The organism is Exiguobacterium sp. s6 (genome assembly GCF_018618155.1).
Taxonomy (GTDB): domain Bacteria; phylum Bacillota; class Bacilli; order Exiguobacteriales; family Exiguobacteriaceae; genus Exiguobacterium; species Exiguobacterium mexicanum_A.
In genome coordinates this window covers 1,398,881-1,424,695 of record NZ_JACSLN010000001.1, presented here as the reverse complement: position 1 = coordinate 1,424,695, position 25,815 = coordinate 1,398,881, and the positions used below count along the sequence as shown (strand labels likewise).

The 25,815-nt window shown below is 52.4% G+C and carries 29 protein-coding genes and 1 tRNA gene; 19 read left to right on the top strand and 11 right to left on the bottom strand.

Annotated features, from left to right (window positions below; genetic code table 11):
- The first annotated feature begins 134 nt into the window (after window positions 1-134).
- Window positions 135-2,798, top strand: coding sequence for a cation-transporting P-type ATPase (locus tag KNP75_RS07390; RefSeq protein ID WP_215190135.1), 2,664 nt, complete (start codon window positions 135-137; stop codon window positions 2,796-2,798).
- 56 nt (window positions 2,799-2,854) lie between these two features.
- The gene (locus tag KNP75_RS15760) at window positions 2,855-2,989 is read left to right on the top strand and encodes a hypothetical protein (protein WP_034777478.1); all 135 of its coding nucleotides are present in this window, start codon (window positions 2,855-2,857) and stop codon (window positions 2,987-2,989) included.
- A 69-nt stretch (window positions 2,990-3,058) separates the two neighbouring features.
- Here the strand turns inward: KNP75_RS15760 and KNP75_RS07385 are convergent, their stop codons facing one another.
- The 3 genes from KNP75_RS07385 to KNP75_RS07375 form a co-directional block, all read right to left on the bottom strand.
- The gene (locus KNP75_RS07385; protein WP_235420191.1) at window positions 3,059-3,331 is read right to left on the bottom strand and encodes a hypothetical protein; all 273 of its coding nucleotides are present in this window, start codon (window positions 3,329-3,331) and stop codon (window positions 3,059-3,061) included.
- Between the two features lie 120 nt (window positions 3,332-3,451).
- On the bottom strand, window positions 3,452-4,084 hold the full coding sequence (locus KNP75_RS07380; RefSeq protein ID WP_215190134.1) for a hypothetical protein: 633 nt from the start codon (window positions 4,082-4,084) through the stop codon (window positions 3,452-3,454).
- Between the two features lie 87 nt (window positions 4,085-4,171).
- On the bottom strand, window positions 4,172-4,528 hold the full coding sequence (locus tag KNP75_RS07375; protein ID WP_034777480.1) for a PilZ domain-containing protein: 357 nt from the start codon (window positions 4,526-4,528) through the stop codon (window positions 4,172-4,174).
- A 146-nt stretch (window positions 4,529-4,674) separates the two neighbouring features.
- On the opposite strand from KNP75_RS07375, the gene KNP75_RS07370 reads away from it, so the two are divergent.
- A complete protein-coding gene (locus KNP75_RS07370; RefSeq protein WP_034777481.1) occupies window positions 4,675-4,923 on the top strand; it encodes a hypothetical protein in 249 nt (82 codons plus the stop codon).
- 31 nt (window positions 4,924-4,954) lie between these two features.
- Here KNP75_RS07370 and KNP75_RS07365 read toward each other — a convergent pair whose 3' ends face one another.
- The 6 genes from KNP75_RS07365 to KNP75_RS07340 form a co-directional block, all read right to left on the bottom strand.
- Window positions 4,955-5,650, bottom strand: coding sequence for a queuosine precursor transporter (locus KNP75_RS07365; RefSeq protein WP_034777482.1), 696 nt, complete (start codon window positions 5,648-5,650; stop codon window positions 4,955-4,957).
- A 148-nt stretch (window positions 5,651-5,798) separates the two neighbouring features.
- The gene (locus KNP75_RS07360) at window positions 5,799-6,359 is read right to left on the bottom strand and encodes a hypothetical protein (RefSeq protein ID WP_215190133.1); all 561 of its coding nucleotides are present in this window, start codon (window positions 6,357-6,359) and stop codon (window positions 5,799-5,801) included.
- A 138-nt stretch (window positions 6,360-6,497) separates the two neighbouring features.
- Window positions 6,498-6,568 (bottom strand) — tRNA-Thr (locus tag KNP75_RS07355).
- A 110-nt stretch (window positions 6,569-6,678) separates the two neighbouring features.
- Window positions 6,679-9,051: an immune inhibitor A domain-containing protein gene (locus tag KNP75_RS07350; RefSeq protein WP_215190132.1), complete on the bottom strand. Its 2,373-nt coding sequence runs from the start codon at window positions 9,049-9,051 to the stop codon at window positions 6,679-6,681.
- A gap of 144 nt (window positions 9,052-9,195) precedes the next feature.
- Window positions 9,196-9,981, bottom strand: coding sequence for a class I SAM-dependent methyltransferase (locus KNP75_RS07345; protein ID WP_215190131.1), 786 nt, complete (start codon window positions 9,979-9,981; stop codon window positions 9,196-9,198).
- A gap of 38 nt (window positions 9,982-10,019) precedes the next feature.
- Window positions 10,020-10,331: a hypothetical protein gene (locus tag KNP75_RS07340; RefSeq protein ID WP_021067357.1), complete on the bottom strand. Its 312-nt coding sequence runs from the start codon at window positions 10,329-10,331 to the stop codon at window positions 10,020-10,022.
- Window positions 10,332-10,512: 181 nt separating this feature from the next.
- On the opposite strand from KNP75_RS07340, the gene KNP75_RS07335 reads away from it, so the two are divergent.
- The 11 genes from KNP75_RS07335 to KNP75_RS07285 all read left to right on the top strand — a co-directional run bounded on the left by KNP75_RS07335 (window position 10,513) and on the right by KNP75_RS07285 (window position 19,431).
- The gene (locus KNP75_RS07335; RefSeq protein WP_214763998.1) at window positions 10,513-11,376 is read left to right on the top strand and encodes a cation diffusion facilitator family transporter; all 864 of its coding nucleotides are present in this window, start codon (window positions 10,513-10,515) and stop codon (window positions 11,374-11,376) included.
- 86 nt (window positions 11,377-11,462) lie between these two features.
- Window positions 11,463-11,939, top strand: a complete 477-nt coding sequence (locus KNP75_RS07330; protein WP_215190130.1) for a GNAT family N-acetyltransferase — start codon at window positions 11,463-11,465, stop codon at window positions 11,937-11,939.
- Between the two features lie 47 nt (window positions 11,940-11,986).
- Window positions 11,987-12,973, top strand: a complete 987-nt coding sequence (locus tag KNP75_RS07325) for a LacI family DNA-binding transcriptional regulator (protein ID WP_215190129.1) — start codon at window positions 11,987-11,989, stop codon at window positions 12,971-12,973.
- Window positions 12,974-13,082: 109 nt separating this feature from the next.
- Window positions 13,083-14,027, top strand: a complete 945-nt coding sequence (locus KNP75_RS07320) for a carbohydrate kinase family protein (RefSeq protein ID WP_215190128.1) — start codon at window positions 13,083-13,085, stop codon at window positions 14,025-14,027.
- Window positions 14,024-15,454: a sucrose-specific PTS transporter subunit IIBC gene (locus KNP75_RS07315; RefSeq protein WP_215190127.1), complete on the top strand. Its 1,431-nt coding sequence runs from the start codon at window positions 14,024-14,026 to the stop codon at window positions 15,452-15,454. Before KNP75_RS07320 ends, KNP75_RS07315 begins: the two co-directional genes overlap by 4 nt.
- Window positions 15,455-15,472: 18 nt before the next feature.
- Window positions 15,473-16,891, top strand: a complete 1,419-nt coding sequence (locus KNP75_RS07310) for a sucrose-6-phosphate hydrolase (protein ID WP_215190126.1) — start codon at window positions 15,473-15,475, stop codon at window positions 16,889-16,891.
- A 107-nt stretch (window positions 16,892-16,998) separates the two neighbouring features.
- Window positions 16,999-17,286 (top strand): hypothetical protein, encoded by a 288-nt coding sequence (locus KNP75_RS07305; RefSeq protein WP_215190125.1) that lies wholly within the window; start codon window positions 16,999-17,001, stop codon window positions 17,284-17,286.
- 81 nt (window positions 17,287-17,367) lie between these two features.
- A complete protein-coding gene (locus tag KNP75_RS07300) occupies window positions 17,368-17,784 on the top strand; it encodes a YhfM domain-containing protein (protein WP_215190124.1) in 417 nt (138 codons plus the stop codon).
- Between the two features lie 26 nt (window positions 17,785-17,810).
- On the top strand, window positions 17,811-18,524 hold the full coding sequence (locus KNP75_RS07295; protein ID WP_128124215.1) for a hypothetical protein: 714 nt from the start codon (window positions 17,811-17,813) through the stop codon (window positions 18,522-18,524).
- A 61-nt stretch (window positions 18,525-18,585) separates the two neighbouring features.
- Window positions 18,586-18,987: a YhfM domain-containing protein gene (locus tag KNP75_RS07290; protein ID WP_251128212.1), complete on the top strand. Its 402-nt coding sequence runs from the start codon at window positions 18,586-18,588 to the stop codon at window positions 18,985-18,987.
- Between the two features lie 24 nt (window positions 18,988-19,011).
- Window positions 19,012-19,431: a YhfM domain-containing protein gene (locus tag KNP75_RS07285; protein WP_215190123.1), complete on the top strand. Its 420-nt coding sequence runs from the start codon at window positions 19,012-19,014 to the stop codon at window positions 19,429-19,431.
- Between the two features lie 23 nt (window positions 19,432-19,454).
- Here the strand turns inward: KNP75_RS07285 and KNP75_RS07280 are convergent, their stop codons facing one another.
- Window positions 19,455-20,300 carry an alpha/beta fold hydrolase gene (locus KNP75_RS07280; protein WP_034777544.1) on the bottom strand — a complete coding sequence of 282 codons (846 nt, stop codon included), beginning with the start codon at window positions 20,298-20,300 and terminating at the stop codon, window positions 19,455-19,457.
- Window positions 20,301-20,415: 115 nt separating this feature from the next.
- Between KNP75_RS07280 and KNP75_RS07275 the strand changes: the two genes are divergently transcribed.
- From KNP75_RS07275 to KNP75_RS07265, 3 genes are all read left to right on the top strand, one after another.
- Window positions 20,416-21,411: a helix-turn-helix transcriptional regulator gene (locus KNP75_RS07275; RefSeq protein ID WP_034777546.1), complete on the top strand. Its 996-nt coding sequence runs from the start codon at window positions 20,416-20,418 to the stop codon at window positions 21,409-21,411.
- 219 nt (window positions 21,412-21,630) lie between these two features.
- On the top strand, window positions 21,631-22,491 hold the full coding sequence (locus KNP75_RS07270; RefSeq protein WP_215190122.1) for a metal-dependent hydrolase: 861 nt from the start codon (window positions 21,631-21,633) through the stop codon (window positions 22,489-22,491).
- An 8-nt stretch (window positions 22,492-22,499) separates the two neighbouring features.
- Window positions 22,500-23,258, top strand: coding sequence for a DUF817 domain-containing protein (locus tag KNP75_RS07265; RefSeq protein ID WP_214824633.1), 759 nt, complete (start codon window positions 22,500-22,502; stop codon window positions 23,256-23,258).
- A 41-nt stretch (window positions 23,259-23,299) separates the two neighbouring features.
- On the opposite strand, the gene KNP75_RS07260 is transcribed toward KNP75_RS07265, so the two are convergent.
- Window positions 23,300-23,707 carry a hypothetical protein gene (locus KNP75_RS07260; protein ID WP_215190121.1) on the bottom strand — a complete coding sequence of 136 codons (408 nt, stop codon included), beginning with the start codon at window positions 23,705-23,707 and terminating at the stop codon, window positions 23,300-23,302.
- Window positions 23,708-23,782: 75 nt separating this feature from the next.
- On the opposite strand from KNP75_RS07260, the gene KNP75_RS07255 reads away from it, so the two are divergent.
- Both KNP75_RS07255 and tnpB read left to right on the top strand, forming a co-directional pair.
- On the top strand, window positions 23,783-24,199 hold the full coding sequence (locus tag KNP75_RS07255) for a hypothetical protein (protein WP_215190120.1): 417 nt from the start codon (window positions 23,783-23,785) through the stop codon (window positions 24,197-24,199).
- Between the two features lie 243 nt (window positions 24,200-24,442).
- A complete protein-coding gene (gene tnpB, locus KNP75_RS07250) occupies window positions 24,443-25,534 on the top strand; it encodes an IS200/IS605 family element RNA-guided endonuclease TnpB (RefSeq protein ID WP_215190119.1) in 1,092 nt (363 codons plus the stop codon).
- Window positions 25,535-25,815 lie beyond the last annotated feature (281 nt).

Genomic DNA, 25,815 nt, shown 5'->3' with positions numbered 1-25,815 from the left:
ACGAATTGGAAAATTGTGAACGAATTCAGCTGTAAAATTAGCGAAAAAACAAGCTCAAATGTGTCAGTCCGGCCCGGAGTGGGAAGAGAAAGGGGAAAGACTTTCCATATAGGAATGACCAAGGAGGAGTAGAGATGCAGATGGAGACAAAAAACTGGCACGCACTCGAACCGGATGCGGTAAAGAGTTCGCTCGAGACGGACACATCTAGTGGTCTGTCGAAAGGGGAAGTGTCAAGTCGGCAGGAACAGTACGGGAAAAACGTGCTGCCCGAGAAAGAGAAGACACCTGAAATCATAAAATTTTTGCGTCAATTCAATGATATTCTCGTCTTCGTCTTGCTCGGTGCCGCTGTCGTCACCGGCTTTTTAGGGGAGTACATCGATACGATCGTCATCGTGCTCGTTGTGACGGTTATCGCCGTCGTCGGATATCTCCAAGAGAACAAGGCCGAGCAGGCGTTAGAAGGAATCAAAAAATTACTCGAGACGAAGGCGAGCGTCATCCGTGACGGCAAGCAAATCCAAGTCGACTCGAGCGACCTCGTCGTCGGGGACATCTTGGTCCTTGCCGCCGGTGATAAAGTGCCGGCTGACGCCCGTGTCATTCAAGCCGAGAAATTCAAAGTCGAGGAGTCGGCGTTGACAGGTGAAGCGACGACGGTCGAGAAGAAAATTCAAGTCGTACCGGAAGACGCCGTCCTCGGTGATCGCAAGAACATGATTTATTCGGGTACGAGCGTGGCGACGGGAAGTGCGAAAGCAATCGTCACGTCCATCGGAGAAGGCACGGAGCTCGGCCAAATCAACGCCTCGATTGCTGAAGTCGAGACGGTGAAGACGCCGCTCATTCGGCAGACGACGAAGTTTGGTCAGACGGTATCGATTGCCATCCTCGTCATCTCGGTCGTCATTTACGCGTTCGGTTACTTCGTCCGCGATTTCGACCCGATTGAGTTGATGCTGACGACAATCGGTCTCGCCGTCGCCGCGATTCCAGAAGGGTTACCAGCCGTTATCTCGATTATCCTCGCGCTCGGTGTTCGGAACATGGCTGAGAAAAAAGCCATCGTCCGCAGCTTGCCGTCGGTCGAGACGCTCGGCGCCGTATCGGTCATCTGTACCGATAAGACCGGGACGTTAACGAAAAACGAGATGACCGTCAAACAAGTCGTCACGGCCAAACACGACATCGAAGTGTCAGGGAGTGGATACGCCCCGGACGGTGATTTAGAACTGAACGGTCAACCGTTCGATTTAGATGATGATGAGTCGATGATCGACCTTCTCACGGTCGGGAAAACATGTAACGACGCCCAGCTGTATGAAGAGGGCGGGGAATGGGTCGTCAATGGTGACCCGACGGAAGCATGTTTACTCACGCTCGCCGAGAAAGCGGAGCGGCCGATCGAACGTTTGGACGTCATCTCGAAGATTCCATTCGATTCGGAGTACAAATATATGGCGACGCTCGTCGACTATAAAGGCGAGCGGATGATCTTCATCAAAGGGGCACCGGACCGCCTGTTCGATATGGCGGAAGACACGGAGTTCGACCGTGCCTATTGGGATGAAAAACGAAAAGAGATTGCCGACCGCGGACAACGCGTGCTCGGGGGCGGTTTCAAACGCGTCAACGCCTCGAAAGAGACGGTCGACCATGAAGACGTCGAGAACGGCATCACATTCCTCGGCCTCTACGGCATCGTCGATCCGCCACGACAAGAAGCGATCGAAGCGGTCGCGGCTTGTCGTGACGCGGGGATCCGTATCAAGATGATCACCGGCGACCATAAAGACACGGCCGTCGCCATCGCCCGAGAACTCGGAATGGAAGTCGAGGGCGCCCTCGAAGGGAAAGAATTGACGAACATGTCCGACGAAGAAATCAAAGAGGCGTCGGTCCATAATGACGTCTTCGCCCGGACGAGCCCGAACGATAAACTTCGTCTCGTCAAAGGACTGCAACAAAACGGCTTAATCACATCGATGACCGGTGATGGCGTCAATGACGCCCCGGCCTTGAAAAGGGCCGATATCGGGGTCGCGATGGGAATCAAAGGAACGGAAGTCGCGAAAGAGGCCTCACAGATGGTGCTCGTCGACGATAACTTCAAGACGATCTACAACGCCGTCCGTGAAGGTCGTCGCGTCTATGACAACTTGAAGAAGACGATTTTGTTCTTGCTCCCGACAAACGGGGGACAAGCACTCCTTGTCGCAATGAGTATCTTATTGGGCGCCGCGGCACCACTCAGTCCGGTCCAAATCCTTTGGGTCAACATGGTCGTCGCCATCACGCTCTCGCTCGCCATCGCCTTCGAGCCGCTCGAAGAGAGCACGATGAAACGGCCGCCGCGTCCCGCGAACGTGCCGTTGCTGAGTCGCTACTACGTCTTCCGCATCACGTTCGTCTCGATTTTAATCGGGGGCGGTAGTCTAGTCATCAACTATATGCTCGGCGATTTCGATTACTCGACCGACAAGTTGCAGACGATCACGCTCAATACGATTGTCATGGCGCAACTGTTCCATTTGTTCAACTGTCGGACCGAGCTCGCCCCGGCGTTCAACCGTCACTTCTTTGACAACAAGATCGCCTTCCTCGTGTCGGCACTCTTGATCGGGCTCCAGCTGTTCATTACGTACGTCCCGTTCATGCACACGCTGTTCGGTACGGCACCACTTGAACTGCAAGACTGGATTTATCCGGTCGCGTTCGGTCTCATCGTCTTTGTCATCGTCGAAATCGAGAAAGCCATCTCGCGTCGTGTGATCGGCAACAAAGACATACACTGATGTTTTGCCCACTGCCTAATGTGGAATTAGTCCATTATGCAGAGGAGGGATGCTCAATGAAACGTGATGAATCACAACCAGGGGTTCACCCGGACCCAGTACCGGATGAGGAATCAAACCCGGCTACAAAACCGGCTCCGACGCAACATCCGGACCCGGCACCTGAAGAAGACGACAAAGAATCAAAATAAGGAGACTTCAATGAGGGAGTATCCACAAAAAAGGCTTTCCGACAAAGATCGGAAAGCCTTTTTATGGCATTATTTTTTCGGTGCCGGGGTCCGAAACTCATTCATTTTGTCGAACTCTTTTTCATTGAAGTATTCGACGACGACGAAATCACCGACTGGGCACTCCCAACGGTCTTTCGCGACCTGACATTCTTTGAGTGTCACTTTCTGGTCATACATGTCGAGCTCGAGCGTGTCTTTCAAAAATTGATCGGCCTGTTTGTCATTGATCTTAAAATATTCGCTCAAGATGATCTCTTCGGCTTTATCGTTCGTATGCGTCATCACTTTAAAAAATCTCATATGTGTACCTTCTTTCGTCTGTAAGCTGAATTCTCAGTATATAGGAGCTAGCCCGATTTGGGAACCGTCATCCCGGTTTCGATAAAAATGCCCCTAACGCGAATGCGAAAGGGGCTCGGTTCATTTCATTTTTTGTCGGCTTGGCGGTGCCTCGTTGAACGGTTGTTTATGGCGAATGATCAGCCAGAACAACAAACCGAACAATGGAATGTAAGGCAGCGGCCACAAGCTCATCTTATAACGTTTGGCATCCCGGTTCATCAACGTGATTTGGATGAAGGCGAGCAAGAAGAAATCGACCGTCATCGTCCGGACGAACTGGTTCTGTTCGACGTATGACCAATACTCGGCCACGTTCCCGGTCGTCGACGCGGCGATGAACAAGCCGATCGTGACGAGCAAGAGCAACACCCCGAGCAATCGTGTCGGGAGCGGTTTGATCGGTGTCGGATAAGGCGATTGCCGCGCGAACGCCAAATACGGGGCGATGATGAAGCCGCCGATGACGAAACCGGTCGCTGCCGGTAAGAGCGGGTTTGGGCGCAACTGGTTCACCTCGGACCAAAGAAGCGGGAACAAGGCGAGAGGATAAACGCCTAGGATGCTGAAAAGGGAAAGCGAATACCCTTCATAGGCGTCCGTATTATACGTGATGAAATCGAGCAAAAACCGGCTCGAGAACGGTTCGTTCGGGCCGAGGAGCGCGATGGTGATCGCAGCGGCCCACGGAATGAGTAAAAACTTTCTAGTCATGCCCTACACCTCGAGTCTGTCTCTGTTTCTTTTAGTATACCCCGGAATCAAGCGAACAAAAAATGAGAAGTGTCAATCGACACGTTCTCATTGGTTTTCGCGCGCATACGCTTTAATCATCGTCACGAGTTGCTGGGTCTCGTCAGAGTTCGAATCGAGTCGAATCCCGTAATCATACAGGCTCCCCATTTGTCCACGGTGCCGTACGTGGCCCGTCAGGTCGAGCGGTTGAATCAACGGGACGAGGTCGAGTTTGACTTGGACTTTCAATCCTTCAGAAAGTGGAAATAAGTAATCGCACCGCATCTTCAGACCGTGGGCGCTGATATTGAGCAGTTGTGCTTCCCCGTCATGAAGTTCTTTGTCTTCCCAGATGAGGCGATATGGGATGAAGCGGGGGTTCGGTAAAATATAACGAAACGTTTCTTGTCGTCGATAGCGCATCGGTTCACCTCATTTCTCTACCTTGATTATCGGCTATTTTTGGCGAATCGTGAAGCGTTGAATGCACCAAAATTTAGGAAGCGCGGTTTACAGAAATGCAATCGCTTTCTATAATGAGAAGACAGAGTGGATAGAGGAGGGATCGTATGAACGTCAAGGACTTACTCCGACGCTATTCGATCGACGAACCAATCATCTACGCAAAAAATCTACACGGGCAGTGGGTCAAGTTGGAGCAACTGCCGCCCTACACCATACTAGAGGTCGAGGCGACGGACGAGGCCATCGAGGCGCTCGCCATCGACGCGTACGTGGCGCTCACCGTTTGTCGGGAGAAATCGTCGCTTGAAGATGCACGCCCTTATGCGGTGCGGCTTCATATCAAAGGTAAGTAAAAACCGCGAGCCGATGGGCTCGCGGTTTTGTTTAGGCTGCTTTTTCTGTCTCGTCTTCCTGTGGGACGGTCCGTTTTGCGTAATACATGAACGGCGTCGCCATCCAAGCGATGATGAACTTGGCGACGTATGTCGTGATGAAGATATTCCACCAGATGTCCCATTCCATGCCCCAGAAGGCAATCGTACAGAACGTGAGCGTGTCGATGAACTGTGAGACGACGGTCGAACCGGTCGTCCGGAGCCACAGTTTCTTCTCACCGGTCTTGGCACGAATCTTCGAATAGATGAAGACGTCGAACAGCTGTGAGACGAGGTACGCCGCGAGACTACCGAGCGTGATGAGCGGTAGCATCGAGAACAGCGCCTCGAAACTCTCATGCATGAACAGCGCCTCTTCGAACGGCTCATAGAGCAGTGCGAATTGCATGAGCACCGTCGAGACGATCAAGATGAAGAAGCCGAGCCAGACGCCTTTACGGGCGGTGTGACGACCATATTTTTCATTCAAGATGTCAGTCGCTAAATAAAGGGAACCGTAGACGATATTCCCGAGAGTAAAGATGAAACCACCGATTACAATCTGCTGCGTCACTTGGATGTTGGCGACGACCGAGGCCATCGCGATCCAGGCGAACAGTCCGACACGTCCGAACAGCTTATAACTGAGGACGAGCAGACCGAGCGTGAGCAAGGCAGAAGGAATCCATAACCATTCATTGAGCATGGGGATCGTACTCCTTCCAAATCATTCATTCTGTCAACTTTACAAGTTTATAGAGGAACGGAAACCGTGTCAAGACAGTTTCCATGACTAGACGGAAAAAGCTCTCATCCGGGGTCGGATGAGAGCGATATATCTAGTTGATATGCTGTCATACACCACTTAGATTAATGGCGATGCCTTTCATCATCGATGACAGATGATTCAATTTGGTACGGGCATGTTCCCAAGATTCCCAATCGTCACCTTCTATAAATCGTGTCAACGTCTCACTAATGTAAGTGAGTTCGTTCAATACGGAGGTCAACGCCTCGCGGTCGATGCCTGACGCGTCAGATGCGACAAGGTGATCGAGCGCCGGGAGAATCTCATCAATGTCGGCACGGACGGATTCGAGCTCTTCCCGGTTACTGTCGATTTGCGTAGAGATTTCGTCGAGCGGACGGTCTTCACAAGACATCCCACAGGGGAAAATCGCCTGCTCTGATTTGCGCAACGCGCCGAGCGTATCACTGCTCAGTGACTCAAGATACCCTAAAAAGATTGTGACTTCTTCTTCGGTCGGGACGGGCTCGGAGAAAGGTTGTGTCTCGGATACATCGATTACGACATTTTTAGTTTTCGGGGGTGAGTCAGACGTAAGATCTGTCGTCTGTTCGGTACAGGCGGCCAATAAGGCGACGGCAGCAAGTAGAATGATGAAACGTTTCATATCGAGTCTCCTTTATATAAGTATTTATCCATTATACCATTTATTGGAATATAAGGATGGACGATCGACAATAAAAAAGCACTTTCTCAATAGTTTGAGAAAGTGCTTGTGTTGGTCCGTGTCACGGAATCCATTTGATGCCTCCGACGAGAATCGAACTCGTGCTGCAGCATTACCATTGCTGAGGTCTGCCACTAACCTACAGAGGCGGTTACATCTAGTATGTTACACAGTCTGTCATGAAATTTCAAGCTTTTTTAGAATAATAAGACCCCCGTCCTCCTCATGGTGAGAAGGGCGGGGGTGCGTTGAATCAAGCTTACTTCGTCCGGACCCAAACTGCTCCAGCCGAGTTGTCTTTCGCTTCGCCGACGACGTCGACGACGAGACCGTATTGTGGAAGTTTACGGCCCGCATCTGGGATGAGCGAGTTGATGTACGTGTTGGCGTCGTTGAACTGTTTCACGCCTGGTTGAGCTTTGTAGTCATAGATGCCACGGCTCGGTGAATCGATGTACCAAGGGAGCGTCTTGTCTAAGCTGAACGCCGCGTCTGCGATCTGGTAACGCGTGCTGCCAGCGACTGTGTCTTGACCGTTCAAGTTGCCGATAAGTGCCTCAGGGTGCGAGTCGACGACACCGAGGAAACCTTCACCCGGATGGATGCCGACCCAGTTGTCTGAGAACGAATCATCCGCATACCAGACAACGAGACCTGTGTTGTACTTGACGCCACGGCCGTTCAAGAGACCAGTGTCAGCGCCTTCATGGTTGCGCCATTCGAGGTAGTAGTAGTGCGGTTTCGTGTCATAGCCGTCCGACTTGACGAAGCCGTCGAGCGTGACTTTCTCTGCGCCTTCCGCATCGTCAGCGAGGAGCGATTGTCCGCTTGACATGATCGACAAGTTGTCGAGGGCGAACCCTTCAAGGGCAAGACCACCGTCCGTCACGTATTCGAAGACGATTTGTACGTCTTGACCAGCGAACTGTGACAAGTCGTACGATTTGTTCACCCAAGCGCCGTTCGTCGATTCCGCACCGTTTCCAGTGTTGTCATCGCCGTAGACGTCAAGGACGACTTCTTTGCCGCCGCTGAGTGCTTTCACGTACAAGTAGTCGTAGTCAAACTCGATATCGAAACGTGTGTCGAAAGCGAGTGTACCGTCCGCTCCAAGTTTGACCGTCGGTGTCGAGAGTTCAGTATGCAAGTTATCGCCTTTTGTCGAGTAGTAGTAATACTCGCCGTATTCTGGTTCGATGCCTTTTACTTTCTTGTCTGGAAGGTTCACTTTCAACAATCCAGGGTTGGTTGATTTCGTCACCGATTGATCGAGTTTCGAAACAAAACCTTGTTGCGTGATGTCTTCAAGGTCGACTTCCGTGATGTTCGCCCAGTTGCCGCCCATCAATTTTTGGAAGTACTCTTTGTTTTGTGGCGAGAAGCTCGTTGGCTCTGTACCCGCCACTTTACCAGCCCAGCTGCCGCCGCTCATGATTGACCATGATTGGACCGGTTCGCCTTGACCTGTGTACTGTGTATCGTACTCATCTGGAAGACCGAGGTCGTGACCGTATTCGTGAGCGAAGACGCCGACTGCGCCGTCTTCAGGTTGGATTGTGTAATCGAATGCCGCCATTTGACCGCCCCAGTATGGGACAGCTGCTTCCGTACCTGCTACGCGGTAAGGGCTGTTGCCGACGACCCAACGGTGTGACCAGACCGCATCGTCACCGAGGACACCGCCACCAGCTTCTTGGCCGGTACCAGCATGGATGATCATCAAGTGGTCGACCAAGCCGTCCGGCTCGTTGAAGTCGCCGTCACCGTCGAGGTCATATAAATCGTACTGATCGTATTCGGCGAGGTCCATGCCTGAAGCGACCGCAGCGTTCAACGTGTCTTTAACGAGTTGACGCGGACCTGGCCCGATGTTGTCATTCCCGCCGGCCGGATTGTCACCGCCGTAATCTTTCGCTGTGCCCGGGACGGTCAACCAGTCTGAGACAGTGCCGTCGACCGTGTAACTGCCGCCCGACTGTTCTTCATAATACTGCTTGAACGTTTGGACTTTCTCACCGTTGAACAGTTCGAACGATTCGTCGCCGAACATGTATTGCTCGTAGTGTTCTTTACTAAAGTTGTCGCTATAGAGATAACCTTCTTCTTGAACGACGTTGTTATGTTTGAAGTCGCTGTACTCGACGAGAAGGACGAGGACTTTGTCTTCACGGACGGCGCCGTTATAGCCAGCTTGCTTGGCCGGGTCGACTTTCACTTGGCCGTTCGGCTTGCCTTTTCGATAGTTCGCTTGTCCTTTTTTCGCTTTGTCGAGGAGACGCTTCGATTCTTTCTCGAATTGGTTATGTATCTTCTCTTTCGCTTCAGCGGCTTTATCGTTCAAGCCGTGCTTATGGACGTCTTTCGCACCGCCTTGTTTCTTCTCGATATAGGCATCGACGGCCTTTTGGCGCTCAGTGGCCGAAAGCCCTTTTTTGATGACGCCTCGTTTCTCGAGCGCTTTGGCGAGCCGATCCTCATCGATGATGTTGTGATCGAATGGAGCGGTCGAGCTTGGGGTTGGCAACGGTGAGGCGGCGAGTGGAGCGGCACCGACGGCCGGGATCGCACTGACGCTCATGACCGATGTCAGTGCGACGGCGAGCGTCGTACGACGGATGGAACGTTTTTTCATTTGTACTAACCTCCTGTGAAAATAATGGGAAATTGTGTGAGCTTGAATCCAACGTTAAACTTGTGTCTGATTAATGTCAATATTCAGAAAATAATAACTTAAAAAAGAGACTTTCGTCCCGAATGGTCCTAAAGACCTAAGGGGTCAAGTCTCTACATCGATGATGCCGTAATGAAATTTGGATGTTTTGCGAACAATCCTTGTAAAACCAAACGTTTCAAACGTCTCACTCTCAAAGTGAGCCTTTAGGACAATTCGTCTGGATGCAACACGACGGGCCTCCATCATGAGTTCAAGAGACAGCGGATTCGTGTTGGCGAGGGATCGTAATGGGTTCAAGTGAACCGATTCTGAAATCGTCTTTTCGAACATTGGGTCGAAGTAGACGACATCGAATGAATCGTCCGGGCATGTCATCAAATAGGTGAGGGCATCCGTCCAAACGACCTCGAGCCGACGCATCGCCTCATTGACGGCGGGCTCTTTTTCTTCCCAAACGGTCAGCCCTTCCTTGACGAGCATCGCTGTGACAAATTCGCTCTCGACCCCAACGGCGCGACCGGTCGGACCGACGGCATGACTGAGGACGATACTGTCGGAGCCGAGCCCGAGCGTACAGTCGAGGACCCGGTCACCCGGTTTGATTGCGGCGGCATCGACGAGCGGGTCGTTCCCGCCACGCGCAAGCTGCTTCACACGGAACACCGAGCTCGATGGATGGAAAAAGAATGCATCCTGCCCGTCGAACGGCGTGTATTCGACCCGGCGTTTGTCAAATACGAGCACACCGGCATGAGAGCGGTCTTTCAACGTCTCAATGGAGTGTTTGCGCCGGGGGATAAAACGGACGCCATACGTCGCCGCATGAGCCTCGGCCCGTTCGATGGTTGCCTCAGTTGGGCGTAAACAAGTTGTAACGATATAAGTCATAGTTTCTCCTTACTGAAAAAATGAGACGCAGAAGCGTCTCATTTTTTCTTGCTGAGTAAATCCGATAACTCGTCGATGAGTGCCTTGTGGGAGGCAAGTTCTTTCTTCTTCTCGTCGTTCGGGTTGATCGGGCGTTTCGAGCGGCTCTGGAGCGCCTCGAGCGTTTCGTCGATTGACGATTTGAGCGTGTCACGATCTTCCGGCTTGAGGGTGACCTCATGCGGGTTTTCACCGCTCGCGTCGAGTTCGCGAAGACGAGCCATCAATTGTTTTGCTTCTCGGTTCAAATCAGCGAGTAATCTGTCAATTTGTTCCAAACGAAGCTTGATTCCATCACGTTCCGTAAACATTTGTTTCACCTCTTTTATTGGGATAACCCTGTTGTCTCTTCCCATTTACTTTACCATAATTTTCGAACAACGAAACTACCGGGAATATATTCCATTTTTATTGGCTGTGGGAAACACTGTTTCTCTATGCCCACATGAATCTCAACTGGTATACTGACTTAGCTAAAAAGGAGGTGGTCGGATGCAGTCGACAACTCATCCACCAAAAGCGCTTAAAGGCGCCATTTTATCAATCACGACGTATTTGGTCTTATCTGTATTAAAAGTCGTCTTCGGTTTGGTGTACAATTCGGAGGCCGTCCTCGCCGACGGATTCAATAATACGACCGACATCATCGCATCAATCGCCGTCTATATCGGCATTCGCATCGCCGCACTGCCCCGAGACGCCGAACACAAATACGGCCATGCCAAGATGGAGACGCTCGCCGCGCTCGTCGCTTCGCTGATCATGGTCGCCGTCGGGGTGTTCGTTCTATTGAACAGCATCGCCACTCTAATCGGTGGTGAATACGTCGAACCGAACCCGCTTGCTGCTGTCGTCGCGTTCTTAAGTGCACTTGTCATGTTCGGCGTGTATGCGTACAATTCGAACTTGGCCAAGAAAACCCGGTCGCTCGCCTTGAAAGCGGCCGCGAAAGATAATTTGGCCGATGCCATGATCTCGATCGGGGCTACGCTCGGCGTTCTCTTCGCTTACTTTAAATTGCCTTGGATGGATACGGTTCTCGCCGTCTTGATTGCGGGAATGATCATCCGGACCGCGATTCAAATCTTTCTCGATGCGACACATCAGCTCTCTGACGGATTCCCGCCGGATCTCGTCGATTCCTACGAAGAGACGATTCAGCATTTCGATGCCGTCAAGGAAGTGCGTGAAATCAAAGGACGTCACCTCGGCAACCATGTCATGCTCGATGTGACGATTGCCGTTGAAGGAAGTCTCACCGTCGAGGAGGCGCACGATTTGTGTGATGACATCGAACGGGAGCTCGACGAACATCATGCTGTCGACTCGGTCCATATTCACATTGAACCGGTCTGATTTCGGTTATCTTTTGCGCTTCACGTCGCCGTTCGTATATAATGAGTTTGGAAAGACTATGAGATAACTGTTAAGGAGGGCACGGGATGGAAATCGTGCGTCAACCTATTCGTCAGATTGATGAGATCGAATATGAGCATTTTAAAAAATATGGTCAAAGTTCTTACGGCATCTCAGCCGAAGAGTTAAAAGGCATCTTTGTCGAGATGGGGGCAGAGCAGGTATACTCGGCCGATGAGCATAGTTATGGGGAGGACTTCTATTACGATCTTCTCGTTGACGGGAAAATCGTCGGAAAAGTGTTACTCTTGAAACTCGCTCGCGTCTATCAGCTCGATTTGATGGTGTTCGACGCCTTCAAGGGCAATGGCTATGCGACAGAAGGCTTGCGCCTCGCGCTCGAACAATCCGACTTAAGAGAAGGACATACCGTCCACGCCGGCATCCCGCCGACGAGTCCACATCAGGAAGCGGTACGCCGTGTCCTTGAGAAGAACGGCTTCGAGAAACGGAACGGCCTTTACTATTTAAACTTTAAAAAGCGATATGTAATCAACCACTGAACTGACGGCGTCTGACGCGTCAGTTTTTTCGTATGGAGGTTTTACCGATGAAACAAGTGACAATCAACGACATCGCCAAACTTGCCGGGGTCGCCAAAAGTACCGTCTCTCGTTATTTGAACGGGGGTTCGGTCGGACAAGCGACACGCGAGAAAATCGAGCGGGTCATTCAAGAGACGAACTATGAACCGAACCAGTTTGCGCAAAGCTTAAAGTCGAAACAGACGAAAATGATTGGTGTCATCGTCCCTCGTCTTGATTCCTATGCGGCTTCGCGTACGATGATGGGCATCGACGAGCGGTTGACCGAGCGCGGTTATCAAATGCTTGTCGTTAACACGGCCCAACAGACCGAACGCGAGATCGAGCAGTTGTATAATTTGGCAAAGCAGAAAGTGGCCGGCATCATCTGGCTCGGGACGACCGTGACGCCGCGGCACTTGCAGGCGATCCAAGACATCCAAATCCCGGTTTTGTTGATCGGTCAAGAGCATGAACACGTCCATAGCCTCGTTTATCCCGATTTCGACGCGGCGTACGCTCTCGGACGGCAGTTCATGGACTGGGGACATCGAGACATCATCTATGTGGGCGTCGAGGAGTACGACATCGCCGTCGGTCAAACGAGACGTGACGGTTTCTTACGCGCCTTCAACGAGGCAGGGGCGGATGTGAAGACGTACACGACGTCATTTAAAATCGATGACGCGATTCCGATTGGGGTTCAGATAGGGCATGAGCTGTCGGCGTCACTTGTCGTCTGTGCGACCGACAACATCGCACTCGGCGTGTTGAAGGGACTTGCCAACGCCGGCAAAACGGTTCCAGGCGACATCTCGGTGAGTGGATTCGGCGGCTATGATTTCACCGAAGTGCTCCATCCGTCGATCACGACGGTGCATCTTCCATACCGTCGGACAGGGTCTCGGGCGGCTGACATGATTCTCCAATTGTTAACAGGCGAAACCATCCCGATGAAAACGTTCACAACTTTTGAATTAAAACTGCGAGAAAGCGTTGACATTTTAAATTAAATCGATTACATTTGTGTTGCGGAACCGGTTCCGCAACATTTTTTATTCATTTTTGGAACCGGTTCGATAAATGACACGAAGCACGACATTCAGACATGGAGGTGGACGGATGAACACCGTACATTGCATCGGTGAACTATTGATTGATTGGGTTTGCGAGGACGCATCGAGCGACCTCGTCAACGGGACGACATTCGTGAAGAAAGCGGGGGGCGCACCGGCAAACGTCGCGGCGGTCGTCAGTAAACACGGAGGAAATTCGAGTTTCCTCGGTCAAGTCGGGGCAGACCCGTTCGGACGCTTTTTAAAACAGACGCTCGTCGACAACGGCGTCGGCGTCGAAAACTTGGTGGAGGAAGGTGACACGACGTTCGCATTCGTGTCGATTCAAGAAGACGGGGAACGAGATTTCACGTTCCGACGCGGCAGCGATGGCGACTATGCGTTCGAGTCAATCGACTTGTCGGCCTTCAAGTCTGGAGACATCGCCCATTTCGGATCGGCGACGGCACTCCTCGACGGCGAGTTAAAGAACGCCTACTTTAAACTGCTCCAGTTCGCCAAGCGTGACGGCCTGTTCGTCTCGTTCGACCCGAACTACCGCGACGCGCTCGTGACCGACCTCGAGGCGTTCAAACAAGATTCGCTCCATTTCATCGCCGAAGCGGACTTCGTCAAGTTGAGCGAGGAAGAAGCGCACTTGTTGACTGGGCTTGACGATTTAGATCAAGCGATCGCGTCGCTTCTCGAAACGGGTGCGAAACGGATCGCCATCACGCTCGGCTCGCGCGGGACACTGATTGCGACGAAAGACGTCAAAGACGTCATCGCTTCAGTGAAAATTGAAAGCGTCGATTCGACGGGAGCGGGTGACGCCTTTGTCGGCGCCTACTTGTATCGCTTAGTGACTCTAGGAATCGATGACGAGCGCTTACTGAAGGATATCGAATACGCGAATGTGACCGGCGCTTTGACGTGCACGGCATACGGCGCGATTCCGGCCATACCAACACAACAACGCGTGCTTGAAACGCTAGGAGGGAAACCAGCATGAACTACAGACAAGAAGCAGAAGCGATTTTAGAGGCGATCGGTGGAAAAGACAATGTCGCCGCTGCGGCCCACTGTGCGACCCGGCTCCGCCTCGTCTTGAACGACGAATCGAAAGTCGATGAGAAGAAACTCGACGCCCTCGATGTCGTCAAAGGAACGTTCTCGACCGGTGGCCAGTACCAAATCATCATCGGACAAGGCACGGTCAACAAAGTGTACGCTGAGTTCGCCCAATTGACAGGGCTCGGCGACATGTCGACAAGCGACGTTAAGTCGGCCGGCGCGAAAAAAGGTAACCCGCTCCAACAGTTCGTCAAAATGTTGTCGGATATCTTCGTCCCAATCATCCCGGCCATCGTCGCCGGTGGTCTCTTGATGGGGATCAACAACTTGCTCACGGCACCTGATTTGTTCTTCGAAGGAAGCTCACTCATCGATCAGTACCCAGGCATCGCCGATCTCGCCGCGATGATCAACACGTTCGCCAACGCCGCCTTCGTCTTCCTGCCCGTCTTGATCGGGTTCTCCGCCGCCAAGCGGTTTGGGGGTAATCCGTACCTCGGCGCCGCGCTCGGGATGATCATGGTTCACCCGGATCTCGTCAACGCCTACGCCCAAGCGACGGTCGGCGATATCCCGGTTTGGAACATTCTCGGCTTTGAGATCGAGAAGCTCGGTTACCAAGGACAAGTGTTACCGGTCCTCGTATCTGCTTATATCTTGTCGAAACTTGAAATCAATATCCGTAAATTCATGCCAGCATCACTCGATATCTTGCTCACACCGTTGCTCTCGCTCCTCATTACGGCGTTCGTCACGTTCGCCTTCGTCGGGCCGATCACACGCGAAGCGGGTAACTTGATCATCGACGGTCTCGTTTGGACGTACGACTCACTCGGCTTCTTCGGCGGCCTCGTCATGGGTCTCTTGTACGCACCGATCGTCATCACAGGGATGCACCACAGCTTCATCGCCATCGAGACGCAACTTCTCGCCGATATCGCACGTACGGGTGGATCGTTCATCTTCCCAATCGCAGCCATGTCGAACGTCGCACAAGGTGCGGCCACACTCGCTGTCTTCTTCTTGACACGTGATAAGAAGATGAAAGGTGTCGCTTCGGCATCTGGTATCTCGGCATTGTTAGGGATCACCGAGCCGGCCATGTTCGGGGTCAACTTGAAACTACGCTATCCATTCATCGCGGCCATCATCGGTTCAGGGATCGCCTCGGCGTTCATCGTCGGACGTGAAGTCCTCGCCGTCGCCCTCGGTGCGGCTGGACTCCCAGGAATTATCTCGATCGCACCAGCGTCGATCGTCTCGTATATCATCGGTATGGCCATCGCCTTCGCGCTCGCCTTCGGATTGACGTTCGTGCTTGCGAAACGCCAAGCGAAAAAAGAAGCAGTCAAACAAGCAGCATAAGAAAAAGGAAGTGATGTTATGAGTTGGACGAAGGCAGAGCGTTACCGCTCGTTACGTGACGTGAGTGCCCTCGAGATGGAGACGCTCCGCACGAAGACGGCAGCTTCCCCGTGGCGGTTCGGATACCATATCCAACCGCCGACGGGACTCCTGAACGACCCGAACGGATTCACGTATTACAACGGGGAATATCACATGTTCTATCAGTGGTTCCCGCTCGGACCGGTACACGGTCTCAAACACTGGTATCATGTCACATCACCCGACCTCGTCACGTGGACGGACCGCGGGGTGGCGTTAGTCCCGGAGACGACCGAAGATTCACACGGTGCCTATTCAGGCAGCGGGTTCGTGAAAGACGGGGAACTCCACGTCATGTACACGGGCAATCACCGGACGGATGACTGGACGCGTCACGCCTCGCAAGTGATCGGCGTGTTGCGGGATGGCAAGATCGAACGTCGCAATGTCGCGATTCCGGACGTGCCGGCCGGGTACACGGAACATTTCCGTGACCCGAAAGTGTGGCTCGAGGACGGCGCCTATTACGCCGTCGTCGGCGCACAACGTACGGACGAGACGGGTTGCGTCGTCTTGTATCGCTCGGTCGACTTGGATGAATGGACGTTCCTCGGTGAAATCAAGACGGGACTCGATTCGTTCGGCTACATGTGGGAATGTCCCGACGTGTTCGAACTGAACGGGCAGCACGTCCTCGTCTTCTCGCCGCAAGGGATTGAACCGGACGGGCATCGCTATCACAACATCTATCAGTCTGGGTTCTTGATCGGCAAGCTCGACGTTGAGACGTTAACATTCACCCACGGAGCGTTCGAGGAGCTCGACTTCGGGTTTGATTTTTACGCCCCACAGACGACAGAACAGGACGGACGACGCGTTCTCGTCGGTTGGATGGGACTCCCTGAAATCGAGTATCCGACGGACCGCTTCGGTTGGGCCCACGCCTTGACGTTACCGCGTGTGCTCACAATTGAGGAAGGGATGCTCAAGCAGCGTCCGGTGGCGGAGATGACAACGCTTCGCCAAGACACATTCCTCGACGCGTCCGGCACATCAATCAGCGTCGCGACACCGGACCGGTATGAGCTTGAGGTGAAAACGGATGGGTCAGACTTCACGCTCGACCTGCTTCAGGTCGAGAATGAGTCACTCGTCATTCGTTACGACGCGACGGCAGGCGAATTGACGATCGACCGGACGAATGCCGGAGAGCCGTTCGCGACCGAGTTTGGCACGACACGGACGAAAGCGATTCATGTGACGTCGCTTCACGTGTTCGTCGACTCGTCAAGTGTCGAATGCTTCGTCAATGACGGTGAGGCGGTCGCCACGCTCCGTGTCTTCCCGAGCGAGCTCGAGAAACAGTTGCGCTACGAAGGCGCGACTGCGAGCCTGACCGGTTGGACGTATCAATAAGGAAGAGCTGAGCTTCGGCTCGGCTTTTTTGTTTACCTACAGAATGAACTCTATATGCTATTCTAGAAATAGGGAATAAATTACATATAGCATAGGGGATGATTTACGTGTGGATGGTTTTAGGAGTACTGGCGATTGGCGCGACACTGTTCAATTTGTATACGTTCAGCATCGGGAAAGACTATAAGCTACCGATGGCGCTTGCGTTATCGCTGACCGCATTGACTGTGTGCGCGGATTATAGCTATTTATCAGTATGGGTCGAAGCGGAGGATTGGAGTGCGTTGGCGGATGTCATACCAGGTATGGGACGGGCATTATGGGTTCTCACCAGCATCTCGATTATCTTGAACCTATTGCCGATTTTCTTGGAGCGAATGCGAAAACAGGCATGAGTGATTCGATGTCAAAAATTGTGAAACCTTTCGTCCAGATTTTCGTAAAAGATGACTATCAACGTGAATGGGGTGGAGGGAATGAAACGAAATCGAGCCATTATGACAGTGGCTTCGGCGATGTTCAAAGCTTTCATAGAGCCGGAGGAAAGTGAATTGGATAGAGAAGAAATGATTCAAGCGCGAGTCGCTCAGTCGTCAGGGATCGGTTCGTTCAATGAGACGGATTTCATCATGTTCAATGGAATCGAGAAAGTGAGACCGTTCGCGGACATGTTGCGCAATGCAGATGAGGCGCTCGAAGATTCCATTCACGGGGAACCGGACTTTGACCTGGAACTTCATTGGAAGGGCGGCGTGATGGCACAGTATCATCTTTGGCTCGGTCAGAAGCAGCAACCGAGCTATTTGATGGACGTGACCCATCCACACCTCATCTACCGCGTGTCGGGAGACATGACGAATCAGTTGATTCAAGTGCTCGGGGTGGACGTATAAGGTGGGGAACGTGAGGGTTATGAAAAATGGATTACATTAATTTGAGTTTTCGCTTCGATAAGGATCTTTCGAACAAAACGTATGGTGAAAAGCTCCTTCAATTTTTTGACAAGTACGATGTGGAAATTGGCTTTCTCGGCTATTTTGAGCCCATCAACATACCTTTTTCACGAGAACGATTCATGAATATGTGGGGTGTCGAACAGGATGGTATGTCTGATTTTTTTGCGCGCCTGCATAAACGAAAAAGTTTTCTACTCATCAATCCAAGTTATGACGGAACAGCTAGTGTGTATATCTCGCTCAGTCTATCGAAAACCCATTACAACGACCGGCCAAATCGATGGCTTACTCTATTTAAAGCGATGTGTATCGAACTTAACCCATATCGAGCTGCCATGTGTATGGACCCTAGTTCCAAATCTTCGCTTTATGATTATGACCGGGAAAATTTTTGGTTTCTCAAACCAGAAGAAGTCTCGTGGTTCAATTATTGGAGCGATGATTTGCTGGCCTTTGGGGATGCGTCTGATATTGACGCATTCGAATGGTTTAATCGAGAACGAATCGAAAGCGGATGTTTCTATCAATTGACGGACCAGATAGATGCGTCCGATCTGGAATCGCTTATCGAAGAGGCAAGAATCATGTTTGGCAACGGGTTGCTGTTGAAACGAGAACTCGTTGAAGAGGATGATATCGATTGGGATGAAGATTACTTTGATTGGGAACACAAATGATTTACATAAGTGCTTAGTTATTCATTACAAGAGGCAGAGGTGACTTATGAGGCGAGAACGGATGGGTACTTTAGTCGCTCTAACAGTTTTGACAATTGCTTTGACCGGCTGTGGCTCGAACGATTTTCGGACGGATGGGATTGAAAAAGTCCGCGTCTCGGAATCGGACGGATTCAGCAGTTTCCAAGACCGCGATGTCATCACATATGACGAGCTCGAGGACGTCAAAGTGTTTGCGGACATGATTCGGAATGCGGAACAGCAACCGGGCGTCGTAAATATGGCAACGCCTGAATATGATGTGGAAGTCCAGTATCAAGATGAGACAGTGGACCGCTATTACGTCTGGCTCGGCGACTTAGGCATGCCGACGAGCATCATGGATGTGAATGATACGCATACGGTGTATCTCGTCCCGGCAGACGTGACAGATGAGTTGATCAGACTGCTCGAGCAAGGGTAAACTTTCAAAGCGAGGTGATGGCTGATGAAGCAAGCAATGAGGCAAATCGGGGCAATTACCGTCATGGTTTTTATGTTATCGGGTTGCGGCTCGAACGATTTTCGGACGGATGGGATTGAAGAAGTCCGCGTCTCGGAATCGGACGGATTCAGCAGTTTTCAAGAGCGCGACATCGTCACGTTCGACGAACCGGAAGCGATTCGAGTATTCGAAGACATGCTTCGTGAGGCAGACGAACTTCCAGGCGTCGCCAATGTGGTTGGGCCGGAATACGATATCGAAATCCACTTCGAGGACGGGGAGACGGACCGCTATTACCTCTGGCTCAACGATGATGCGAAATCCGTCAGTAGCCTTTACGACGCGGACGACACAAATATAGGTTACCGCCTTCCGGCTGACGTGACGGAAGAATTGATCAATCTGCTCGAGGCAGGCGACTAAAAAAAGACGCCCGAATCGGCGTCTTACGAGTTGAAGCGGATAAAGCGTTCAATTTGTTGCTCACTTTTTCGCGCTTGACGGCCAATCCAAATTAGATGGCCGGGGCTGTTCAAGATGGTGAGCTGGGCGTGCGGGATGAGCCGCTTCGCATGATGCGCGTGGCGGACCGGCACGGCCTTGTCATTTTTGGAGTGGACGATATACGTCGGGCACGTCACCCCGAGCAGCGCTTCATCGGTCACTTGTTGCCGCAGGTCGAACTGGGCACCGAGACCGAACGCCATTTGGCTAGCGACTCGTTTCAATAGGAAGATATCGTACGGGGTCACTTCGTCGCGGATGACATCGAGTGCGAGCAGGCTCGTCGATTGAATCATGCGGGCCGTCGCCTCGAACGGTTGTTTTTGAATGGCGCGGGCGACGAACTGTTTCATCGCAAATTGCAGCGCGATGAACGCAGGCTGGGCGACGTTACGGCTGATGTATTGCCGATAGGGGAAGTCGACGACGCTCGTCACAGCGGCAGCGAGCGTAAGGCTGAGCGCGTGGTCGTTCTGCGATGCGAGCTCGATTGCCGTCGGCCCACCGGCCGAAATGCCGTACACGTGATACCGATCGATTAACATGACTTCCATCAGGCGACGTAAGTTCGCGGCGAACGCTTGCGGCGAAGCCGAAAATGAGTACGGAGTCTCACCGTAGCCGGGACGGGATGGGACTATGACCCGAAAACCGGACACGACCAGCCGGTCCACATGGTACGGTTCGAGGCTCGATGATTGGGTCCCATGAATCAGAACGATGACCGGACCGTGACCGCGGTCCATATATTCGATTTTCGTGCCGTTGACGTGCGCGTAATGTTTCACTGCGGAAGGGCCTCCTTAAACGATTTGTAATGGAAAATACCTTTATTTCATGGAAATAACATGCTACTGTCTGTTTATACATATTTTACATAGAGAAGTGAAAGGGGATTAAACCGTGAACAACCGAGAACGGTTACTCGAGGTGAGACGGTTTTTCGAACGCCACACAGATGATAATCATCCAAAGACGTTAGAAGACTTGCTCGAATATTTATCTACGATCGGAGATACTTCTAAGTTAGCAAAAAAATCAGTGAAAGACGACATCCAAGCATTGACCGATTCGGGGTTCGAGGTGCAGGATGAGCTCGAGAAGAACGGCCTCGCCAAAAAATATTGGCATTCGGCCCGTTTGTTTGAAATCCATGAGCTCCGGATGATGGTCGACGCTATCGTCGCGGCGAAGTTCATCTCGGAGGACGTGACAGAGCGGATCGTCGAGAAACTTCAAAAACTGACGAGTATTCCGGAAGCGGAAACGCTCCAGTCGATCATTAAGACACCGAAGAAGAAACACGGACAGATTCCGTACCATATCGATCGCATCCAGCGCGCGATCCAAGAACAAAAGGCAATTTCGTTCCAATATACGGACGTCGTCGGCTTTGACGCCACGAAGCGAACGTTCCCGCTTCGCCGCGACGGCGAGCGTTACGTCGTCAATCCGATTGACTTGCACTGGAACCATGAGCAATATTATTTGATTGGCATCGATGAGTCGATCGGGGAAATCCGAAACTATCGCGTCGACCGCATCGTCAACTCAGAGATTGTCGAGGATGATACGCCGCGCATGAAACATCATTTGCCGGATGACTACTTCCAAAAGTCGTTCAATATGTACAACGGGCTCGACGAGGAAATCGTCCTTGCCGTCGACGAGCGCGTCCTTCCGGTCATCTTCGACAAGCTCGGCGAAGACGTCTCGATCACGCAAGACGGAGAACGCTTCCTCATCCGCTTCGATGCGGCCGTATCCGACGGGTTCGTCTTCTGGCTCTTGTCGCTCGGTACGCAAGTCGAGGTGCTCGAACCGATCACGCTCCGCGACCATTTGCGCGAGACGATCGAGGCGATGGCCGAACGATATGCGAAGGCGAGCATTCACTGAAACGATTGAAATGAAGGTATGATATACTGCTTGCGACACTTGTAGAAGGGGGACAGGCGGATGTTAGATTGGATGCCATTAATCATTCCGATTGTCGCTGTCATTTTTGTTGCTGTCGTCGCAAGACGCGCCATGAAAATGGACCAAGAGAAATAAGCTAGGACGGACATCCTTCTCGTCATGAGGGGGATGTCTTTTCCGTCCAAAAGGAGGAGACCGGTGGATACGATTACCCATACGCTGTTCGGTCTGACGCTCTACGGGGCGGCCGATAAGCGAGACTTACAAACAAACGAAAAACGGGCCTTGTTCGTCACGACGCTCGTCGGGAGTCAAATCCCGGACAGTGACGTCATCTCGCGGCTATGGGACACGGAAGGCATGTATCAGATGTGGCACCGCGGTATCACTCACTCGATTTTCCTCGTCCCGTTGTTCGCGCTACTCATTTACATACTCGTACGAGTCTTGTTCAAGGTGACCGATATCCGTTACTTCTGGTGGGCGCTCTTGTCCGTGTTCATCCATAACACGGCAGACTTGTTCAACGCCTGGGGGACAGGTTACTTCGAACCGTTATCGGATGTCCGGGTCACGTTTGGTGTCATCCCGATCGTTGATTTCGTCTATTGGGGCATTTTCCTCGTCGCCTGGCTGATCGCTCGGCGAACTGACATCAGTCATACGTTGTATCGCTACGCCTGGGCAGCGATCGTCGTGCACGTCTTGATTCAAAGTGCGCAAGGGGCGTACTTGTATCAGTCGTATGCCGCCGATCACGACGAGGTGGCGCTGTCGGCCTCGTTCATCCCGACCCAGTTCACCGTCATCACGAAGACGGAGGAATCGGTGTCGATTTACAGTGACTCGGTCTATCAAGAACCCGAGGTCCAATACGAGTTGACGAGTGCGGACAATGCCGATTTGAATCCGCTCTTCGCCGAAAATAAAGAAGCGATCACGCTCAAACAGTGGTCCCCGTTCGTGGTCGTCGTCGAGGATGATGAGCGGCTCGGCCTCTACGATCCGCGCTTCTTTGACGGTGAGTCGTCATTCCTTTACGAATACATCGAATTGTAGGTGATTCTATGCGGCGCATCCGTTATTTGTTCATCTTCGGTTACGAACAAGCACTCAGTTGCATCTTCCCGGTCGCCATCTTCGGGGCGCTCGCGTTGACGAAATGGTTCGACTTTCCGATTCCGCGCTATGACGTCCTCCTCATTTGGTGTCTGTTCGTCCAAGTCGTGCTCGTCAAGACCGGGCTCGAGACGATGGAAGAAGTGAAGGTCATCAGTTGGTTCCACGTCATCGGGCTCGGCCTCGAGCTGTTCAAAGTCCAGATGGGGTCATGGAGCTATCCGGACGAGGCGTTGACGAAATGGTTCGGCGTCCCGCTCTATGCGGGGTTCATGTATGCGAGCGTCGGCAGCTACGTCGTCCAGTCGTGGCGTCGCCTTGATTTGGAGTTTCTCAAGATGCCTCCACCGCTCATTGCATTCGGACTCGGGATTGCCATCTATTTCAACTTCTTTTGGCATCACATTTGGCTCGATTTGCGCTGGGTGTTGATCGGTCTCGTCTTTCTCGTCTTCGGCCGTGCCATCGTCACGTACCGGCTCGACGACCGCCGTTTCACGATGCCCGTCGTCGTCGCCTTCTTTTTGATTGCCTGCTTCATCTGGTTCGCGGAAAATATCGTCACGTTCTACAACGGTTGGGCGTATCCGAACCAGTTGAGCGGTTGGGTGCTCGTCGACCTCGGCAAGCTGTCGTCGTGGTTCCTGCTCGTCATCATCAGCATCTTGCTCGTGGCGTGGCAGAAACGAAGACAGGAGCTCTCATGAAAAAACGTGTGCACCCGCTTCGGGTTGCACACGTTTTTTGGTTACGTCGTTCGTTGTTTGGAGCGGGCGACTATATGGACGATGAACACATAGAGCGGGAACGTGAATGTGAGCGCGATAATCAATAGCCCGACGACCCGACTTGGCCATGCCGCTTCACCAGGGGCGGGGACGATCCGTGTCCAGACGTATGTGAACAGCGTCAAATAAGCGAGCCATAGGACGTAGAGCGATAGATTCCAAGTAGAGGTGGCGAGTTGCCTGACACGTTTGATGATGACTCGCGTGAACAAGACGAGTGAAACAAGACCGATAGCTGTGATGACCATCATATAAATATTACCCATGATCAAATAGAGCCGTCCGCTGTTGGCGAGCAGTTGAATGTTCAATAATAGCAGGACCGCGAGCAAAATGGAGATAGATTGTAACTTGAGGAAGTGGGCCATATAGGACTCCTTAATCTGATAGGATGATGAAACATTATTCAGTAACGCTCGTATAATATGAAAGAGGTGATCAGGTTGGCACAATTATTTATGTTTTGGTTTGTCGGATTCATGTGTGTGTTCTCGACGTTTATGTATGCATCACAGTGGCGGAGCGAGCGCAAACTGATGAAATTGCTAGGAGCCATATTTAGTGTCTTCATAGCTATCGTTTGTTTTATGATTGCTGTACCTGATACATATGATCGCGCGCTTGGCCGTTATGAGATGGAAACCGGGAATTGCTACGTCGTTGACAATCAGTCGAAACAAGGCGGCGTGACACTCTGGTTTGAAGAGGATTCTTATGATTTTCCGGACATACCGGAGGACGTCGCATATGGACCGGGCACGTTGTTTGATTGTACCGTCACGTTGACGAAAGTGAATTCGACTGGAGTTGACTATGTGTTGAAGTCGAAAGACGGCGATCCGCTCTTTTCAACATACTAAAGTATTCTTCTGATTAGAAGGATACTTTTTTAACTGATTTAGGCGAGAATTCTCCCACCTCTAAGCGTCTCGGGCGAAGCCCAGCGAAGGTGGGAGATGAATTGCCCGTCCCCGACGCCCTCGGCCACCGCTGTGACAGGACGACGAACAAATGTTCGTGATTCCGTCAGATTTCCTCGCCCCCTCCGCGGGTATCGGAATGGGACGAGGATGATCCTGAGACCGGGCAGAGGAGGAACGGACATGCTGAAGGGCTACAAATACCGGCTCCACCCGACGGCTACACAGGCCGAGTTCCTGATCAAGACGATCGGCTGCACTCGCTTCATCTACAATAAGTTGCTCGAGGACCGCATCGCCATCCATGAGGAGGCGATGGCGAGCGGCGGGCCGAGGCGGAAACCGCCGACGCCGGCCTCCTACAAGCCCTTGTTCCCGTTCCTGTGCGAGGCGGACAGCCTCGCGCTCGCGAACGCGAAGCTGCACCTCGACACGGCGTTCGCGAAGTTCTTCGCCGGGACGGCCGGCTTCCCTGTGTTCAAGTCCAAACGGAAGGCGCGCGCCTCCTACACGACGAACAACCAACACGGCACGATCCGCATCGAGGAGGACCGCGTACGGCTCCCGAAGGTCGGGTTCATCCGGTTCACACAGCATCGCGGCTTCGACGGGAAAATCCGCTCGGCGACCGTATCGATGACGAAGACGGGCAAGTTCTTCGTGTCGCTCCTCATCGAGCAGGCTGACGAGCCATGGGTCCCAGCCGAGCACAAGGTCGGAATCGACCTCGGGCTGGAACACTTCGCCACCACGACGAACGACGATCTCGTCACGGAGAAGATTGCGAACCCGCGCAACCTGCGACAGGCCGAGGCGCGGCTCAAACAAGCGCAGCGCGCCCTCGCCCGCAAGAAGCCCGGCAGCAAGAACCGCGAGAAGGCCCGAATCCTTTTGGCTAAAAAGCATGAAAAAGTACGGAACCGCCGACATGACTTCCTCCACAAGCTGTCGCGACGCATCGTCGACGAGAACCAAGTCGTCGTGGTCGAGACGCTGAAGCCGAGGGAGATGATGAAAGACCGCCGCCTCGCGAAGTCGATCGGGGACGCCGGGTGGGGCGAGTTCGTCCGCCAACTCGAATATAAATGTAAATTCTACGGACGGACGCTGATCAAGGCCGACCCGTGGTTCGCCTCGACCCAGGTCTGTTCGGCCTGCGGCGAGAACGACGGCAAGAAAGACTTACAAACCCGGGAGTGGACGTGCGCCGCGTGCGGCACGCACCACGACCGTGACGTCAACGCGAGCCTCAACCTGTTGCGCCTCGCCGACTGAAACAATCAGGGCAGGGACTGCCCGACGAGCTTGGCCCATAACCGTGGCTGGTCGAAGCACGGTCTTCCCAAGAAGCTCCCACTTCAGGTTGCGAAGCAAGCAAGTGGTGAGTAGTTCACTGATTTTTCTGCCATTCATCCTCTGAATTCAATTATCATTTGAAATCTACTTTTTCGATAAAGCAATAGGGTGAGTGCAATGGATATCGTTGAGTTGTAAAGAACGCCGATTTCAATGTGGAAACCGTCGAAGCAAATGACTATTTAAATTTCTGAAATTTT

What these genes read in the sequence shown, in the direction of transcription:
- KNP75_RS07340 (WP_021067357.1), bottom strand. Translation starts at nt 10,331, where the DNA reads ATGTTTACGGAACGTGATGGAATCAAGCTTCGTTTGGAACAAATTGAC.
- KNP75_RS07320 (WP_215190128.1), top strand. Translation starts at nt 13,083, where the DNA reads ATGAACACCGTACATTGCATCGGTGAACTATTGATTGATTGGGTTTGC.
- KNP75_RS07370 (WP_034777481.1), top strand. Translation starts at nt 4,675, where the DNA reads ATGAACGTCAAGGACTTACTCCGACGCTATTCGATCGACGAACCAATC.
- KNP75_RS07325 (WP_215190129.1), top strand. Translation starts at nt 11,987, where the DNA reads ATGAAACAAGTGACAATCAACGACATCGCCAAACTTGCCGGGGTCGCC.
- KNP75_RS07265 (WP_214824633.1), top strand. Translation starts at nt 22,500, where the DNA reads ATGCGGCGCATCCGTTATTTGTTCATCTTCGGTTACGAACAAGCACTC.
- KNP75_RS07360 (WP_215190133.1), bottom strand. Translation starts at nt 6,359, where the DNA reads ATGAAACGTTTCATCATTCTACTTGCTGCCGTCGCCTTATTGGCCGCC.
- KNP75_RS07315 (WP_215190127.1), top strand. Translation starts at nt 14,024, where the DNA reads ATGAACTACAGACAAGAAGCAGAAGCGATTTTAGAGGCGATCGGTGGA.
- KNP75_RS07375 (WP_034777480.1), bottom strand. Translation starts at nt 4,528, where the DNA reads ATGCGCTATCGACGACAAGAAACGTTTCGTTATATTTTACCGAACCCC.
- KNP75_RS07290 (WP_251128212.1), top strand. Translation starts at nt 18,586, where the DNA reads ATGGGTACTTTAGTCGCTCTAACAGTTTTGACAATTGCTTTGACCGGC.
- KNP75_RS07335 (WP_214763998.1), top strand. Translation starts at nt 10,513, where the DNA reads ATGCAGTCGACAACTCATCCACCAAAAGCGCTTAAAGGCGCCATTTTA.
- KNP75_RS07385 (WP_235420191.1), bottom strand. Translation starts at nt 3,331, where the DNA reads ATGAGATTTTTTAAAGTGATGACGCATACGAACGATAAAGCCGAAGAG.
- KNP75_RS07390 (WP_215190135.1), top strand. Translation starts at nt 135, where the DNA reads ATGCAGATGGAGACAAAAAACTGGCACGCACTCGAACCGGATGCGGTA.
- KNP75_RS07310 (WP_215190126.1), top strand. Translation starts at nt 15,473, where the DNA reads ATGAGTTGGACGAAGGCAGAGCGTTACCGCTCGTTACGTGACGTGAGT.
- KNP75_RS07295 (WP_128124215.1), top strand. Translation starts at nt 17,811, where the DNA reads ATGGATTACATTAATTTGAGTTTTCGCTTCGATAAGGATCTTTCGAAC.
- KNP75_RS07345 (WP_215190131.1), bottom strand. Translation starts at nt 9,981, where the DNA reads ATGACTTATATCGTTACAACTTGTTTACGCCCAACTGAGGCAACCATC.
- KNP75_RS07365 (WP_034777482.1), bottom strand. Translation starts at nt 5,650, where the DNA reads ATGCTCAATGAATGGTTATGGATTCCTTCTGCCTTGCTCACGCTCGGT.
- KNP75_RS07300 (WP_215190124.1), top strand. Translation starts at nt 17,368, where the DNA reads ATGAAACGAAATCGAGCCATTATGACAGTGGCTTCGGCGATGTTCAAA.
- tnpB (WP_215190119.1), top strand. Translation starts at nt 24,443, where the DNA reads ATGCTGAAGGGCTACAAATACCGGCTCCACCCGACGGCTACACAGGCC.
- KNP75_RS07330 (WP_215190130.1), top strand. Translation starts at nt 11,463, where the DNA reads ATGGAAATCGTGCGTCAACCTATTCGTCAGATTGATGAGATCGAATAT.
- KNP75_RS07350 (WP_215190132.1), bottom strand. Translation starts at nt 9,051, where the DNA reads ATGAAAAAACGTTCCATCCGTCGTACGACGCTCGCCGTCGCACTGACA.
- KNP75_RS15760 (WP_034777478.1), top strand. Translation starts at nt 2,855, where the DNA reads ATGAAACGTGATGAATCACAACCAGGGGTTCACCCGGACCCAGTACCG.
- KNP75_RS07285 (WP_215190123.1), top strand. Translation starts at nt 19,012, where the DNA reads ATGAAGCAAGCAATGAGGCAAATCGGGGCAATTACCGTCATGGTTTTT.
- KNP75_RS07260 (WP_215190121.1), bottom strand. Translation starts at nt 23,707, where the DNA reads ATGGCCCACTTCCTCAAGTTACAATCTATCTCCATTTTGCTCGCGGTC.
- KNP75_RS07380 (WP_215190134.1), bottom strand. Translation starts at nt 4,084, where the DNA reads ATGACTAGAAAGTTTTTACTCATTCCGTGGGCCGCTGCGATCACCATC.